Annotated in this window: 16 protein-coding genes and 1 rRNA gene; 6 read left to right on the top strand and 11 right to left on the bottom strand. The window is 49.9% G+C overall.

Annotated features, from left to right (window positions below; all coding sequences use genetic code 11):
* Positions 1 to 2: 2 nt before the first annotated feature.
* Together CWI84_RS03475 and mpl are read right to left on the bottom strand one after the other, a co-directional pair.
* Positions 3 to 623, bottom strand: coding sequence for a flavin prenyltransferase UbiX (locus tag CWI84_RS03475; RefSeq protein ID WP_126841195.1), 621 nt, complete (start codon positions 621 to 623; stop codon positions 3 to 5).
* Positions 620 to 1,978 (bottom strand): UDP-N-acetylmuramate:L-alanyl-gamma-D-glutamyl-meso-diaminopimelate ligase, encoded by a 1,359-nt coding sequence (mpl, locus tag CWI84_RS03470; RefSeq protein ID WP_126841194.1) that lies wholly within the window; start codon positions 1,976 to 1,978, stop codon positions 620 to 622. The genes CWI84_RS03475 and mpl overlap by 4 nt, the downstream gene beginning before the upstream one ends.
* A gap of 134 nt (positions 1,979 to 2,112) precedes the next feature.
* On the opposite strand from mpl, the gene CWI84_RS03465 reads away from it, so the two are divergent.
* The 6 genes from CWI84_RS03465 to CWI84_RS03440 all read left to right on the top strand — a co-directional run bounded on the left by CWI84_RS03465 (position 2,113) and on the right by CWI84_RS03440 (position 6,702).
* The gene (locus CWI84_RS03465) at positions 2,113 to 3,093 is read left to right on the top strand and encodes a class 1 fructose-bisphosphatase (RefSeq protein ID WP_126841193.1); all 981 of its coding nucleotides are present in this window, start codon (positions 2,113 to 2,115) and stop codon (positions 3,091 to 3,093) included.
* A 73-nt stretch (positions 3,094 to 3,166) separates the two neighbouring features.
* Positions 3,167 to 3,697: an inorganic diphosphatase gene (gene ppa, locus CWI84_RS03460; protein WP_126841192.1), complete on the top strand. Its 531-nt coding sequence runs from the start codon at positions 3,167 to 3,169 to the stop codon at positions 3,695 to 3,697.
* 8 nt (positions 3,698 to 3,705) lie between these two features.
* Entirely contained in the window at positions 3,706 to 4,269 is a 564-nt protein-coding gene (locus tag CWI84_RS03455; RefSeq protein ID WP_157980990.1) for a ZrgA family zinc uptake protein, read from the top strand.
* Positions 4,266 to 4,973, top strand: coding sequence for an ABC transporter ATP-binding protein (locus CWI84_RS03450; protein ID WP_126841190.1), 708 nt, complete (start codon positions 4,266 to 4,268; stop codon positions 4,971 to 4,973). Before CWI84_RS03455 ends, CWI84_RS03450 begins: the two co-directional genes overlap by 4 nt.
* Positions 4,970 to 6,223 carry an ABC transporter permease gene (locus CWI84_RS03445; protein WP_126841189.1) on the top strand — a complete coding sequence of 418 codons (1,254 nt, stop codon included), beginning with the start codon at positions 4,970 to 4,972 and terminating at the stop codon, positions 6,221 to 6,223. Before CWI84_RS03450 ends, CWI84_RS03445 begins: the two co-directional genes overlap by 4 nt.
* Entirely contained in the window at positions 6,220 to 6,702 is a 483-nt protein-coding gene (locus CWI84_RS03440; RefSeq protein ID WP_126841188.1) for a DUF3299 domain-containing protein, read from the top strand. Before CWI84_RS03445 ends, CWI84_RS03440 begins: the two co-directional genes overlap by 4 nt.
* Here CWI84_RS03440 and CWI84_RS03435 read toward each other — a convergent pair.
* The 9 genes from CWI84_RS03435 to rrf all read right to left on the bottom strand — a co-directional run bounded on the left by CWI84_RS03435 (position 6,696) and on the right by rrf (position 16,182).
* Positions 6,696 to 8,936 (bottom strand): putative bifunctional diguanylate cyclase/phosphodiesterase, encoded by a 2,241-nt coding sequence (locus tag CWI84_RS03435; protein ID WP_126841187.1) that lies wholly within the window; start codon positions 8,934 to 8,936, stop codon positions 6,696 to 6,698. The genes CWI84_RS03440 and CWI84_RS03435 overlap by 7 nt on opposite strands.
* Before the next feature lie 105 nt (positions 8,937 to 9,041).
* Entirely contained in the window at positions 9,042 to 9,611 is a 570-nt protein-coding gene (locus tag CWI84_RS03430) for a HupE/UreJ family protein (protein WP_126841186.1), read from the bottom strand.
* Positions 9,611 to 10,369 (bottom strand): TIGR04219 family outer membrane beta-barrel protein, encoded by a 759-nt coding sequence (locus CWI84_RS03425; protein ID WP_126841185.1) that lies wholly within the window; start codon positions 10,367 to 10,369, stop codon positions 9,611 to 9,613. The genes CWI84_RS03430 and CWI84_RS03425 overlap by 1 nt, the downstream gene beginning before the upstream one ends.
* A gap of 21 nt (positions 10,370 to 10,390) precedes the next feature.
* Positions 10,391 to 11,380 (bottom strand): DUF2333 family protein, encoded by a 990-nt coding sequence (locus CWI84_RS03420; RefSeq protein ID WP_126841184.1) that lies wholly within the window; start codon positions 11,378 to 11,380, stop codon positions 10,391 to 10,393.
* Between the two features lie 9 nt (positions 11,381 to 11,389).
* On the bottom strand, positions 11,390 to 11,827 hold the full coding sequence (locus tag CWI84_RS03415) for a copper chaperone PCu(A)C (RefSeq protein WP_126841183.1): 438 nt from the start codon (positions 11,825 to 11,827) through the stop codon (positions 11,390 to 11,392).
* 35 nt (positions 11,828 to 11,862) lie between these two features.
* Positions 11,863 to 12,174: a hypothetical protein gene (locus tag CWI84_RS03410; protein WP_126841182.1), complete on the bottom strand. Its 312-nt coding sequence runs from the start codon at positions 12,172 to 12,174 to the stop codon at positions 11,863 to 11,865.
* Positions 12,175 to 12,186: 12 nt separating this feature from the next.
* Positions 12,187 to 12,858 (bottom strand): phage shock protein PspA, encoded by a 672-nt coding sequence (pspA, locus tag CWI84_RS03405; RefSeq protein WP_126841181.1) that lies wholly within the window; start codon positions 12,856 to 12,858, stop codon positions 12,187 to 12,189.
* A 188-nt stretch (positions 12,859 to 13,046) separates the two neighbouring features.
* Positions 13,047 to 15,455, bottom strand: coding sequence for a TonB-dependent receptor plug domain-containing protein (locus CWI84_RS03400; RefSeq protein WP_126841180.1), 2,409 nt, complete (start codon positions 15,453 to 15,455; stop codon positions 13,047 to 13,049).
* A gap of 611 nt (positions 15,456 to 16,066) precedes the next feature.
* Positions 16,067 to 16,182 (bottom strand): 5S ribosomal RNA (rrf, locus tag CWI84_RS03395).
* Positions 16,183 to 16,194 lie beyond the last annotated feature (12 nt).

The following is a 16,194-nucleotide window of genomic DNA, read 5'->3' as shown; positions in this document are numbered from 1 at the left end:
TATTACTTATGCTCCTTTCCATAGCCCCACCGAGGCACCAGCGTTTGCTCCAAGCCCAAGTGGTCTAGTAACCGTGCGACCATAAAATCGATAAGATCATCAATACTTTTCGGTTGATGATAAAAACCCGGCGCCGCCGGCATAATGGTGGCGCCCAATTGGCTAAGCTTTAACATATGTTCTAAATGAATCGCTGATAACGGCGCTTCGCGGGGAACCAAAATCAGTTGTCCGCGCTCCTTTAAGATGACATCGCCAGCACGCTCGATGAGCGTATTGCTTGCGCCCGTAGCGAGCGCTGCCAATGTGCTGGTGGAACAGGGGCAGACCACCATTTGTTTCGGTGCTGACGAGCCTGACGCCACTGGTGAAAACCAATCTTGGCGACCAAACACCTTTAACTGTTCGGCATCGACAGAAAAGTAATCACATAATTGTTGATTCATTTGCTCCGGCGAAGCCGATAAGGACAGTTGTTGTTCGGTTTTTAACACCACTTGCGCGGCACTTGAAACCATCACCAACACTTGGCAACCCTGAGCCAACAGGCATTGTATCAAACGTAGCGCATAAGGGGCACCCGAGGCGCCAGTAATCGCAACGGTAATCTGTCGTTGTTTCATCCTTTGTCCTTACGCAGGTTGCTTAATAAGCGTTCATGAATACCATCAAAACTACCATTACTCATGACCACGATGGCATCGCCTGGTGCCGCATAGCCGACGATGGCTTGGACTAATTCGGCGACCGAATGTGCGACATGCGCTTTGGGTAACTGTTGTTGCAGCGACCAAGCAATCTGCTCGGGCTGCAACACAAAGACCGCATCGGCCTGTTGCAATGCCTGCTCTAACGCATTGCCGTGAACCCCCAGTTTCATCGTGTTAGAGCGCGGCTCTAACACAGCCACTACCCGCTTGTAACGCTGGGTAGCCTGAACCCCGCTCAGGGTGGTTCGAATCGCGGTCGGGTGATGGGCAAAATCATCAAACACCGTTACTCCCGCTACCTCGCCGCGCTTTTCTAGCCGCCGTTTTGGGCTCACAAATTTTGCCAAGGCTTCGCAGGCAGTGGCAACGTCAACGCCAGCATGGCGTGCAGCCAAAATCGCCGCAATCGCATTCTGCTGATTGTGTTCACCCAACAATTCCCAGCTAAAGCGGCCACGCTCGATAGCGTTTTGCTTAACGCACAGACGGCTCGCTGCAGCATCTTCGGCGAGGATATGCCAATCGGCAGCAATCTCTTGGCTGGCAAAACGCAGCACGGGCGACCAACAGCCTTGTTGCAACACCTGTTCAATACTGTCTGTAGCGGCGGGGATAATCACTTGGCCATTGTCAGGAACAATACGGAGCAAATGCGCAAATTGTTTTTGAATGGCCGCTAAATCGGCAAAAATATCGGCGTGGTCGAATTCTAGATTATTGATCACTAGCGTCGATGGCTGATAATGCACAAATTTGGAACGCTTATCGAAGAAGGCGGTATCGTATTCGTCTGCTTCAATGACAAAAAACGGCTCTGCTCCTAGCCTAGCACTGGTATCAAAGTTGCCCGGCACGCCACCGATCAAATAACCTGGCTGTAATCCGGCATATTCCAAGATCCACGCCACCATACTAGCCGTGGTGGTTTTACCATGGGTTCCCGCCACCGCGATCACCCAGCGCTGGGTGAGTATATGATCGTGCAACCAAGCCGCTCCCGATTGATAAGGCAAACGTCGCCTTAATACCGCTTCAACTTCTGGGTTGCCGCGGCTGAGAGCGTTTCCAATAACCACTAAATCGGGTGTTGGGGTTAAATTCTCGGCACTGAAACCTTGCTGCAGTTCAATGCCCAACGCTTCGAGTTGGGTACTCATTGGCGGGTAAACGTGTTGGTCAGAGCCCGTGACTTTGTGCCCTAACTGTTGCGCCAGCGCGGCAACGCCGCCCATAAAAGTGCCGCAAATACCAACAATGTGAATATGCATGGCAAGTACTTGTTCGTGAATAAAAAAACCAGTTTATCAAACCCCGTGCAACAGGGCAGGCATTTTCCGTAGATTTGCGGTAAACTTACGCCCCGTCAACATGCTCCGAACACCAACAACATGATGAGGCCGTCATGAAACGATTGATCCCGACTCTCCGCGCCGATGCTTGCGAGGAGTCATTAATTTCTGTGCTGAACACTGTGCAAACGGCAGCCAAAGAAATTGCCTTTCGTCTGCACCAAGGGGCGATGGCGGGCGTATTAGGGTCAACCCTTGATGAAAATATCCAAGGCGAAACGCAGAAAAAGCTCGACGTTGTCGCAAACCAACTACTGAAAGACTTACTGCTCGAGTGCCAATACGTGCATGCAGTGGCGTCTGAAGAGGAAGACAGTATTGTCGTTGGCGACCAGCGCGGCGAGTACTTAATTGCTTTCGACCCGCTTGATGGCAGCTCCAATATCGACATTAATGGCCTAGTCGGCACCATTTTTTCGGTGTTACCGCGTCCAGCGGGCATCGAAGGTGAAGAAATGTTCCTACAACCCGGCAAAAACCAAGTTGCTGCCGGCTACGTGCTTTATGGGCCATCAACAATGTTAGTGCTGACTACTGGGCAAAGCGTCAGAATGTATACGCTTGACCAAACCGTTGGCGAATTTTTACTGACCAAACCCGAAGTAAAGATCCCCCACCAAACCCAAGAGTTTGCAATCAACATGTCGAATAAGCGCCATTGGTCAACGGCCATGCATGAGTACATTAGTGACTTGTTGGCAGGTAAAGAGGGGCCTCGCGAAAAAAACTTTAACATGCGCTGGATTGCCGCCATGGTCGGCGATGTTCATCGGGTCTTAAGTCGTGGAGGTTTATTTACTTATCCTTGGGATAAACGTAAACCGAATAAACCGTTCAAATTACGCTTGCTGTATGAAGCCAATCCGATGGCAATGCTGGTAGAAAAAGCCGATGGTTTAGCCACCGATGGCTACGATCCGATTATGACCATTCAGCCGACCGATATTCACCAACGTGTTGGTGTGGTATTGGGTTCTAAAGAAGAAGTTGAGAGCTGCATGGCATATCACGCAAACCACCCGAAGCCGTTTTAATTTGGGGTTCGCAGCCGCGCAGCAAAACTATATAATGGGTTAATATTTTTACTGTTCGCATCAGGAAAACATTATGAGCTTAGGAAGTGTACCTGCAGGTAAAAACCTGCCTGAAGAAGTTAACGTTATCATCGAGATCCCAGCTAACGCCGATCCGATTAAATACGAAGTCGATAAAGATACCGGCACCTTATGGGTTGACCGCTTTATGTCGACCCCAATGTTTTATCCGTGCAACTACGGTTTCGTTAATGAAACCTTGTCTTTAGATGGCGACCCAGTGGACGTGCTGGTTCCTACGCCGTATCCATTACAACCAGGCTCAGTCATTAAGTGTCGCCCGGTGGGTGTATTGAAAATGACTGATGAGTCAGGCGAAGATGCCAAAGTGGTTGCGGTTCCGGTAAGCAAGCTGACCAAAGAATACGACCACATTAACGATGTTAATGACTTACCAGAATTACTGCGCGCCCAAATTACCCACTTCTTCGAGCGCTACAAAGAGCTGGAAAAAGGCAAATGGGTGAAAGTGGATGGTTGGGGCGATGCCGCAGCCGCCAAAGAAGAAATCACCAGTTCATTCGAGCGCGCGAAGAAAGCGTAAGCGCAACAATGAACAGTCTCTTGCATAAGCGCCGCGGGTTATTCATTAGCCTCGCGGCGTTTTTTTTAGCCAGTTGTGACCTGTTACCGCAGGACCGAACGCCGACACTCACGGTGACTCTGCAACAGCAGCAATTAGCGCTGCATTTCGAAGGCTCTAACGTATTGCTGTTTGGCGCCAGCAAACCGCACGATATGAGCCAGGCTCGCGCAGTGGCGAAAGCCCGTATTCGGCTGAAGCGCCCTTTCGATTGGATACAGCTACCCAAAGCAGCTGATTGCCAGTTGCGATCAGTTAACGTGGAAGGGCTACCGAATACCAGTTATCACATGCATCCAGACGGCGCGCCAGCCCACCAACACCAACAGCCGCAACCACGGTTCTCGCAGGAAGCGGTTGTGACTAAGGGGACATGGCGTTTCAGTTGCCAACAGCCAGCCGCGTTGTATCGTAACTCTTGGACAGTTCATCTGTTTGATTACCTGCCGCGCTTGACCCAGTTAGCAGTCGATTGGCAAGATGGTGAAACGTTGCTCACCCCTAGCCAGCGAAAGTGGACACCTTCTCAATGAACGCTTCAAGAAGTATTGCGTTATCCGACGTAAAATTTGCATGGCCGCAACAACCGTTAACCTTAGATATTCCCGAGTGGCACGTTGACCGTGGCGCAAGAATTTTGCTGCGTGGCGCCAGTGGCTCAGGAAAATCGACCTTATTATCGTTACTCTCTGGTGTACAAACACCACAGCAAGGCAGCGTTGTAGTTGAAGGGCAAAATCTAACCCAACTCAGCAGCCACCAACGCGATATAGTGCGCGCCAACCATATGGGTTATATCTTTCAGCAATTCAATTTACTGCCGTACCTGACTGCATTCGACAACGTGGTGCTAATTGCACGTTTCTCTAAAGCCCGACGCCAGCAACTACAGGGTAAAGCGCACGCGCAAGCACAGCAGTTACTCAGCCGTTTAGGCTTAACGGCTGCCCAGCAACAAAGCCCTGCTGGCAACTTAAGTGTCGGTCAACAGCAGAGAGTGGCCGTAGCGCGCGCTTTATTGGGAAATCCGCCATTGATCATTGCCGATGAACCCACTTCTGCTCTAGATACTCAGCGTCGTGATGCGTTCTTGGATGTGTTATTGGAAATGGCGTCGGAGCACAATACCACCGTGTTATTTGTCTCACACGATCCGAGCCTTGCGACCCACTTTGACCAGCATGTGGAGCTCGCACAGATTAACCAAGTAGCCACAACAGAGGAGCTAGCGAAATGATTCAACTCGCTCTAGCTAGCCTCAGAAGCCGCCGTACTACGGCCATTTTGACCATTGCAGTGATTGCTATTAGCGTGGCCTTACTCCTTGCTGTAGAACGCGTGCGTGACCAAGTACAAAGCCATTTTGCCAATACTGTGTCGGGCACCGACTTGATCGTTGGAGCACGTACCGGAGACGTGCAACTGTTAATGGCCTCGGTATTTCACATCGGCGCGATGACCAACAATATGAGCTGGAAGAGCTACCAAGACCTCAGCCAACGTCGCGAGGTTAAATGGTCAATTCCGGTATCACTCGGAGATAGCGTGGGTGGAATGCCGGTTGTGGCAACAACCCAGGCGTTCTTTCAACACTTTCATTATGGCGAGCACCAATCACTGAATCTTCGTCAGGGCCAAGTGTTTACTCATGTGACTGGCGCGGTATTAGGGAGCAATGCTGCTGCCAAGCTGGATAAAAAACTGGGTGATGCGCTCATTGTTGCGCATGGCAGTGGAGGGATTAGCTTTACCGAACACGGTGACCACCCCTTTACTGTGGCGGGCATTCTGGCGCCAACCGGCACTCCTGTAGACGAAGCCATTTATATTCCACTACGCGGCTTAGAACAGATTCATGGCGCACACCATGAGGCCGAGGCGGAGCACCAACAGCATCAAGACAAATTACTCAGTGCCTTTTCTGGGCCACCGACTGAATCGATCAGCGCGGCGTTTATTGGCTTAAAAGTGAAACCACTGGCACTACGTTTACAGCGCGAAATTAATACCCAACGAGGTGAACCGCTGACAGCGTTGCTTCCCGGCTTAACCCTGCAACAGCTATGGAAAACCTTACGCTTATTCGAGCAAGCGTTAACCATTGTGTCCTTTATGGTGGTGCTCACAGGGTTACTGGGAATGTTGACATCATTGTTGGCAAGCTTACGCGAGCGGCGCCGAGAAATGGCGATTTTACGCGCCTTGGGAGCTGGTCCCGGTACGGTATTCGGCTTGCTTCTTGCTGAAGCATTTTTACTCACACTGGTTGGCACAGCAGCAGGCGTTGCATTAATTTACTTGCTGCAACTCAGCCTTAACGGCGTCATTCAGCACTACTTCGGCGTCATCCTCAGCATTCATTGGCCCAGTAACGCCGAATGGTGGCGAATAGCCATCGTTGTTGTGGCAGGCTTTGTGTTAAGCTTACTGCCAGCCTGGCGGGCTTACCGCCAATCTTTGGCGGATGGACTTACGGTGAAATTATGAAGTATCTATTGTCGTTATTGGCCGCTACAGCCTACCTTTTTAGCGCAGTTGCGTTGGCTGATGGCAAAACCCTAACCTGGAAAGATCTGGTACCTGAAGGCTTTACTCCGCCTCCAGTTAAGCCACAATCGTTTTATGATAAAAACCCAGAAATGGCGCACCAAGCAAACTTGGATGCACCAGTGGTTGAGGCGTTAGATGGGCAAACGGTGAGAATTCCCGGCTATGTAGTGCAGCTTGAAGGCAACGCGGATGCAGTGACAGAGTTCTTGCTAGTGCCTTACTTTGGCGCTTGTATTCATGTGCCGCCACCGCCACCCAATCAAATTATTCAGGTTGAGTTTCCAGAGGGTGTACCCTACGAAAATACCTACGATGCAGTGTGGGTAGAAGGGACCCTTCACGTTGAGCGGGTTGAAGGTGACCTTGCAGTGGTGGGATATAAAATGGACGCAACCTCAGTGAGTGCGTATCAGTGACCACTCACTTGCTGCCGTTGACGGTTCTTTGCTCGCGCTTTCAATAGATCCGTCAACGCCTCAGCATTCATTGGCTTAGCATAAAAGTAGCCCTGCGCTTCGGCACATCCAAGCTCCGCGAAGTACTTCGCCTGATGTGGCTCTTCAATACCTTCAGCTAACAAGCTCATGCCAAGTCGATGTCCCATGTTGACGATGGTTTCGATGATCACTCGCCCACTATCTGTGGCAGCATTGTTGACAAAAGTACGGTCGATTTTCAGCCGATCTAATGGCAGCTGTTGCAGATAACTGAGCGAAGAAAAACCCACTCCAAAGTCATCAATGGCAACTCTCACACCTTGCTCTTTTAGCCGATTGAGAATGTTAACCACCATGCCAGGATCATCCATCACGATGCTTTCAGTGATCTCGAGCTCTAGCCGGCACGGATCAATACCCTGTTTTTGCAATACGCGTTCGACCACCTCGGGGAAGTCTCGTTTCCTAAATTGCGGCACCGACACGTTAACCGCGATGCGCAGTTCGGGTAAGCCCAGTTCGTCGAAGCGGCGCAGCTCTTCGCAGGCTTGCTCTAACACCCACTCGCCAATTTCTACAATAAGGCCAGTGTACTCGGCAACCGGGATAAATTCGGCCGGCGAAATAAAGCTACCATCGGCTTGTGGCCAGCGCAAAAGCGCCTCCGCACCAATAATTTCGCCATTGTCTAAACTCACCTGAGGTTGGTACCAGACTTCAAGCCTACGCTCCGAAAAGTCGCGCCGTAAGTAGCGCACGAGGTCTAGCCGCCGTTGGGTTTCCTCTTCCATGCTGGGGTGGTAGCTCGCAACCCTTTCTAACGAGTTCAACTTGGCACGCTTTAACGCAATATAGCTTTGTTTTAACAGTTCTTTGCCAACATTTTGTTCAACTTGATTACATGCGCAACGCGTCACACCGCAAGAGACTCGAAGCGGAATAAAGTGTTCGCCAGCCTGGAATGGGCTCTCAAAAATACTTTCAATAACCTCTGCAGTGAGTAACGTTTCAGCACCGATCAAACCAAACACATCTGCACCCGCACGGGAGACAAAGACTTCATCGGGTAACTGACTGCGTAAGCGGCGCGCCACCGAACGCAATAGCTCGTTACCAACGTCTTGTCCTAAGCCATCGTTAACATCGGAAAAATGATCGATATCAACCACCATGGCGACACAACGTTGCTGCTGCTCCTCGCTCAGCGAATCGAGCATCTTGATCATTTCCGTACGGTTAGGAATGCTGGTAAGCGTATCGAGATACGCGGCTGTGCGCAGATCTTCAAAAAGGTTCGCGTTTTCAAAGCCGATGGCGATATTCGCCAAGAATACTTCTATTAACTCTTGGTCATAGCTTTCGATAGACCGCTGAGTTTCAATAAAGGCAGCCGCCTGATGATGCTGCGCATCAATAAAAAACACTGTAGCGTCATTGGCATATATGTGTCGCCGCTCAGATAAACAACGGCGTATTAATGACTCAACCGCCTTCGAGCCCACACTCGATAGGGGCTGATGGATACTTTTGGCATAATGGCCGGCAGCCCCAAGCACCATCACGTCTTTTTCACTCTCGACACGTGCACCGACCACGCCTTCCGCATGAATACCAAGTAGCGAGGCTATCTGTGTGACCACGCCCTCAGAGAAATTAATGATCGAATGCCGTTCCATCAGGTTAGAGGCGGAGTGAATGATTTTTCGTAAGCCCCGACGGTTTTCGTTGATTGTGCGCAGTTGTTGGTAAGAGCGAATAGAAGAAAATACCGTTGTCAGCAACCGACTGCGAGTCAATTCGGTTTTGGTTTTGTAATCGTTAATATCGTAATTTTTGACCACGCTCTCTTCCGGCGCATAGCCAGGCTGGCCAGTCCGCAATACGATGCGTAATTCATCATTTTTTAATTCTTCTCGAATGGCCTTAGCGACTTGCAAGCCAGCGTCGTCAGTTTCCATCACGACATCCAGCAATACCAGCGCTACATCATCGTGCTCGCGCAGATAATCTAGCGCTTCTGCGCCACTGTAGGCGTGCGCAAATTCTAAACGCTTTCCGGCGATATTGACCCCGGACAGGGCCATTTTGGTCACGGCGTGAATTTCTTTGTCGTCGTCGACAATCAACAACGTCCAAGCGCCTTCGCTGACTTCTTGTTCCGGTTCTTCAATGGAATCATCGAAGAACAGCGGTTCGTCATCGCTACTGTGCATCAAGATTTCCCAACAGATTGTAGGCTCCACAATAGAGCCTACATACAGCGTCTTAACAATTTAGCTTAGATAATCGTCAATCAGCAAGGAAAAATCTTGATAAGACTAAATTAAGAAGTAAACCCCAGCGGCCACGATGGCAGCACCGACGACTCTCAAGCCGTTACGGTAACCGACATGACGGGTCGCAGGCAGCGCGATAAAAACGCCAGCAATGTGAATGCCAGCGGTGCCGACAGTAAAGCCAAGCGCATAGGTCCAAGGTTTCGCCAAAGCCGGCATTTCATAACCGTGAGCATGACCATGGACAATCCCGAACAGCGCAACAAAGGCCATCACCCACGTCACCGATAAGCCACGATCAAAAGCGATGGCAGCACCTAATAGGATTACACTTATCGCAATCCCTAGCTCGACACCAGGAAAATATAAGCGTTCCATGCCAAGCAGGCCACCCACAATCATAAACACGACGAATGTCAGCGGGACTGTCCAAATTGCACGGCCACCCATCATGGCGCTGACTATACCAACCGACAGCATGGCGAGCAGATGGTCGGGACCCAGCACTGGATGCTGGATACCCGCTAAGAAGCCACCATCGGTAGAACCACTATGGGCCAAAGCGCTTGGTGAAAACAACGCAACAGCCACTAAACTGATTATCCAAAGCATTAAAAGTGCCCTTTCAGTCCGATGTAAGGCCCTTTGAAGCTTATATCGCTATACAATCCATCAAGATCGTCGAGCTCCACTTTCATGGTTCGATAACCGACTTGTAAGCTGACGTCTGCCGCTACGTTTTCGATAAAACGGTATTCAATGCCTGCATCGATATCGCGCAAAGAACTGTCATCGATGGAGAGTAAATAGCCTTCACCATAAAAATTAAAGCCTGTTCCCGGAATACCAATTTGTGCTGCCAAGTAACCTGTTGGAATGACACCATTAAATGCCAACTCATTGCGGTTACCGTTTTGGTCGATGACGGTCGCATAACCATCGTACTTTTGGCCGCTGACGCCAATATCAAACGACACCACATCGTTGTCTAAAATTTCGTAATAAAGGGTGAAGTCGGTATGGCTAAAATCTAGGTCTGCGCCAATTGTAGAACCGGCGAGGTAGGTGCGGCCATCGTAGGTGAAGTTTGATGTCAGGGTAGTACTGCCCGTGCTTTTCTGCACAGACTGGCGAATTTTCAGGTTGGGCAACAGCGGAATTGGATGTTCAAGTGCGATGCTCAGAATAGCTCGTTGCTCTTGATCAAAATCAAACGTTGCTTGGTCAGAACCACTGCCAATATTACCGTCTGTATCGTACTGCCAATACTTCGCATCGAAATAAACCCCGAATACTGTATCGGCCTGAGCCGAACCTACCATCATCGCTGGCATTAATGCGACCACTAATCCAAGTTGCTTTTTATTCATTACATACCCTTAATATCAACGTTATCCCTGCGATAACAAACTGCGTAAATCAATCACTGCGGCGTTGGCACGAGATAGATAATTTGCCATCACCAACGAATGGTTAGCCAACATACCAAAGCCCGAACCGTTTAACACCATCGGACTCCAGACTGTCGCCTGGGTGGCTTCCAGCTCGCGAATAATTTGCCGTAAACTGACCAATGCGTTTTTATCTTCTAGCACGTCAGCAAAATCGATTTCTACCCCTTTTAAAAAGTGGAGCAACGCCCACGCGGCGCCGCGCGACTCGTAAAAAACGTTATCGATCTGCCACCACGACGTTTGCTGGACACTGAGCGCTGGGCTCTTAGTAGACTGCTTAGCTTGGCTATCGCCGGCTAAATCGGTATTCACTTGGACTCGGGCAACACTGGCACTAAGCCGCTGCGACAATGAGCCTAAGCGCTTCTCAACTTCTGCTAACCAGCTTCTTAAGTTATCCGCGCGGCTGTAAAATTGGGCGCTGTAATCGTTCGGATCGGCCAACGCCAGGCGATATTCCTGCAACGCTTCAATCGCACTTTGGTATTCATCTTCAGCGGTCGGCGCAATCCAACTGGTATTGTCGATATTGAGTGCAGGCTGGGCTTTGGTCAGCAATGGGTTCTGGGTAGATTGTGACTGCGAGCGGCTAAAATCGTTGCGCATTACCAGAGCGAGGTCACGAGACATTTCTAATACCCCGTATTCCCAGGCTGGCATGTTATCCATAAAAATCATTGGCGGTAAGACATCATTACTGAGATACCCGCCGCGCTTATTCAACATGGTTTCCAGCACATTGATTAAGCTTGTGGTCGTCGCATAGCCGGTAACGTAGGTTAGCTGCTGTTGCTGCAAATCTTGTTCAACGCGCGCTTTAACCGAAAAGGTATCCGGCTCTTTATCGAGTAACCAACCGGTAAAGGTGAGTGCAACAACGATGACTGCTACAGCGATGGTAATCCATCGCCAACTGATTTTTTTCATGACATTCACTTATCGTTTAACGATGGGCTTCACAGGCGCATCAAAGCTCAGCGTCTGACCATTATCCAATTGGATAGCAACCGACACCGATTGGCCAACTTTTAACGGTTGCTTAATATCAAATAGCATCAAATGCAACGAGCCAGGCTTAAATATTGCCGACGTTCCTGCAGCAATTTGTAGGTGGTCGACTTTCTCCATCGACATCATCCCGTTCACCATCGCATGTTTGTGTACCTCGGCCTTTTTGGCAACGGGGGTTGATACTGCCTCGATAGCAATGGCCTGCTCACTGTGGTTTTCTAATGTAAGATAAATCACACCCGTGGTGGTCGCAGGAAGTGTTTCCCTTGCCCACGGGTTTTTTATTGAAATTTTGCCGGTGTCTGCAAAACAAAGGGCTGGTAGCATTGCGAGCGCTACCAGCCAAATACGAGATTTACTCATAAACGTTCCGAAGTTTTAGACTGTATGGTTCCAGTTTACACGCTTCGTGGTTTTTTTCTAAGCATCAGATACAGAATTCCGACGCAAAGTAGTAGTGGCCAGAACAACCCGATGCCTGTTAGCAACAACGTGACAAACCCTGCCGCCAAAGCAATCAGTACACTACCGAACACGGTCATGGTAACAAAGAAGACGATACCGACGACCGCTAAGCCTACCAATCCAGCGACACTCAGTTCAATAATAGAACCCACTACATGACCGAGCGCACCTAGGATTTCCTTGCCGAAAAACAGCGCTATGACGATTCCGGCAACAACCCACCATATTTTATGTTGCTGTCTCATTACCTGACCCTCCTAGGCACTGGCACGACGTTCTTTTAACGCCTGCAAGGCCTGTTCAACACTCGACTCAGCTTGTAACTGGTCAAATTCAGCACGGAGTGAGCTTGCACGCGAGCTGTTGCCTAAATCCATTGACTCGACATCCGCTTCCAGCGCTTCAACTTTTTGTTCGTAACGGTCAAACTTTTGCAGTGCTTGTTCTACCGCTTGACGCTGATACTGGCGTTTTGCGGTTAACCGTACTTGCGCCGTGTCATGGCGACGTTCAACTTCCTGTTGACGACTGCGGGCTTCGGAAATCTTGTCAGCCAATTTACTGATATCTCCGTCCATTTGCGTCAACAAGCCATCTAAACGCGCTAATTCGTCCTGCAAAGGTTGAACACTTTGCTCAGCCGCTACTTTTTCTTGTAAGGCTTTTTTAGCAAGGTCATCGCGCTCATGATCTAACGCTTGTTCCGCTTTCGCTTCCCAATCTTTAGCCGCGGTTTGTGCCTGGCTAATTTTCCGTTGAAGTTGCTTTTTCTCAGCAATGCAACGTGCAGCTTGGCCCCGCAATTCAACCAATGTTTCTTCCATTTCCTGCACTAGCAAGCGCAGCAATTTTTTTGGATCTTCCGCTTTATCCATCAATGCATTCAAGTTGGCATTAATAATATCGGTTAAACGTGAAAATGTACCCATGTGACTATCTCCTACAGAATAAATGTCTCGGATGTACACTTCCATTTATCGTGCCAAACTAAAATTATCCTTTTAATTCAGTTGGTTATATGAATTTTGTCGCTTTTATGCAATGCCGAAACCAATAAACAAAAAGAAAAGCCGCCAAAATATGGCGGCTTTCGCTAACTGTTGGTTAAACTTGCTATTTAGAACTGATAAGTCACTTCAGCAAAGTAATAACCCCCGTTAAACCCAATCGGTGAGTTAGTCAGTGGATACTTAAAAATGCCATTAAACTGGTTATTCTCACCACGCTCATCCGGGTACTGATCAAACAAGTTCTGCACCCCAGCTTTCACCTGCCAAGCATCGTTCACCTGATATCCTACGCTAATATCAGTTAACCAATCTGGACCGTAGGTTTCGGCACCTGAGCTATAGTCGATGGTGTATTTACCGAAGTAACTTAGCTGCAGCGTCGATGTCCACGCGCCAATACTATGGGTAAAGCCTAACGACGCGCTACTTTCGGGCGTAGAGTCCGTCATCCGTACTTGTTCGGTCCGGTCGAATAATTGGCTTTCGAGACCATCCAATAGCTGAGGCAAGTGAATCGCATCAATTTCGGTATCGTTGTAACCGTAGGCGAGCTGCGTTTTCAGATCGCCATTGCTGCCTAGGTCAAACGTCTTAGCAACCACGACATCCACCCCTTGCGTTGTGGTATCTACGGCATTAACAAAGAATCGGGCGTTCTGCGCTGTGGTGCCTTCTAGCGCGTCGGCCACCACCGGTGAGTCTTCGGGCGAAACGTCGCCAGAGAGAATAATCCGGTCATCAATCGCAATGTGGTATGCATCTACGGTAACGGCTAAACCGTTATAGCCATTCCAAACAAAGCCCAAACTGTAGCTTTGTGATTCTTCCGGTTGAAGCTCGCCAATACCTAGACTCTGCGCAACATCGCTGATGTTATTGAACGTACCCGACTGTTCTGGCACTAAGCCATCGCCACGGTCAACGAACAGCGTAGAAATATTGGTAAAGTATAACTGCTGCACACTTGGCGCTCGGAAACCGGTATTCGCTGTCGCGCGAATCGAGAACCGATCGGTCAAGTCGTAGCGTCCGCTTAACTTCCAACTGGTATTGCTACCAAAGTCAGAATAGTTTTCGTAGCGCACCGCTGCGCCCCACATAAAGTCCATTGTCAGTTGGTTTTCCAACTCAACATAGAGACCGGTATTGTTGCGCGATTGGTCGACCTCGCTCTCTGGCGTAAAGCCAGTGAAGCCTTGGCTACCGCCCGGGCGATCTTGATAACCACCATTTATGTATGACGCTTCCTCGCCAGCCTCTATTTGATAATTCGCACGGCGATAGCTTATTCCAAACGCGACCGACAAGTCAGAATTATTGTAAAACGGTACAAACCGTGACACATCAAAGGTGGCATTGGTCTCGGTATTAATCAGTGTACCCGCATCAAATTCGGTTGGCGTTGCGTCCGGGCCTAAGGACGCATTCAACGAATGCTCTACGTTGTACTGGAACTTACTTTGTCCCATGCCACCACTCAAATCCAAGGTCCATTCGCCAACCATCCACTTATAACCAACGTAGCCCGAGTAGTCATTGACGTCCGGCGCTAATATGGGCAAGAAGCCGTCTGGATAAATTTCTGTCAGGTTACCGTCTTGCAGCGCGCGACGATAAAAGGCGCCTGATTTCGAGGTACGGTCGCTGACGCCGCCAAAAGCATATAACGTGCCGTTGCCCAACGCTTGTTCGTAATTGGCAAACAATGCGGCATTATCATATTCAGCGTCTCCCACATGGAAGCTGTAGCGGTCGAACGTCGCCTCCCGTGGGTCGGGATCGCCGTTGTCCAATAATGGGTATTGTTGCCGCGGATCAGGGCCTGCGCGGTTGGTACGATTTTTATGGTGTAGCTCTGCAGAAAGTGTCAGGGCGCCGCCATCGCCAACGGCGATACCGGTCGAACCCGACAGCTTCCACTGTTCACCGTCACCTTCATAGGTTTGTCCACCAGTCGCAGTGATCATGCCACCATCAGCATTGTCTTTAAGTACAATGTTGATAACCCCGGCAATCGCGTCGGAGCCATACAATGCTGCCGCTCCGTCGCGCAGCACTTCGATGCGTTTAATCGCAGACATCGGTATGGCATTCAAGTCAACGTTCGAGCTACCGCGCCCTGTCGTACCGTTTAAGTGAATTAATGCGGATTTATGCCGGCGCTTACCGTTTACTAGTACTAATGTGTGGTCAGGCGATAGACCGCGCAATGAAGCAGGGCGCACGGCATCGGAACCGTCGGTAATGGAAGATTGTGGAAAATTAAAGCTCGGTACAGCAAATTGCAACGCTTTAGCCGTTTCGGTGATACCGGTTTTTAACAGATCTTCAGCGCTGATAATATCGACCGGTGCGGCGCCATCGGTCGCGGTACGCATCGACAAGCGCGAACCCACCACCTGAATTTTTTCATCGACATTTTTTTTATCTTGGTCTTGTTGGGCTTCTTGCGCGAAGCTGGGCAGTGCCAGCAGTGAACCCAAAATAGCGACAGTTATTGCATTACGTTTGGTCATGATCACTCTCCCCTAGGACTTCATACGAATATAAGCATAGTTAAAGTTTATATTCTAGCCCAACAAGACCATCGTCGTAGACGTAGCCCGTTGCTATGCTGTAGCCCGTTGCTATTGCAACGGGAATTCCGCGGTGTTTGGGGTTTTCCGGTGTTCGGTGATCAGAGATCGGGGTAGCAGGAGGTGATGTCGATGTCCTGCCGCGGTAGCGGCAGGCTACCGCACAGGGCCGCGATCCAGCCGTAGCCTGTTGCTATGCCGTAACCTGTTGCTATTGCAACAGGAATTCCGTGATGTTCGAGGTTTTCGGTGTTCGGTGATCAGAGATCGGGGAAGCGGGAGGTGATGTCGATGTCCTGCCGCGGTAGCGGCAGGCTACCGCACGGGAATTCCGTGATGCGGTTATACCGTAGCCTGTTGCTATGCCGTAGCCTGTTGCTATTGCAACAGGAATTCCGCGATGTTCGAGGTTTTTCAGTGTTCGGTGATCAGAGATCGGGGAGGCGGCGGGTGATGTCGATGTCCTGCCGCGGTAGCGGCAGGCTACGTAGGCCACTGGCCATAAAATAAAAAATCCCCCGTGCTTTCGCACGAGGGATTATTTATTTGAAGTCTGGCGGTGTCCTACTCTCACATGGGGAAACCCCACACTACCATCGGCGCTGGTGCGTTTCACTACTGAGTTCGGAATGGATTCAGGTGGTGCCACACCGCTATGGCCGCCAGACATAAACTGTTC

The sequence above is a fragment of the Idiomarina tyrosinivorans genome (assembly GCF_003987475.1).
GTDB classification, from domain to species: domain Bacteria; phylum Pseudomonadota; class Gammaproteobacteria; order Enterobacterales; family Alteromonadaceae; genus Idiomarina; species Idiomarina tyrosinivorans.
Note: the sequence above shows the minus strand (reverse complement) of the source record. Positions and strands in the feature narration are given on the sequence as shown.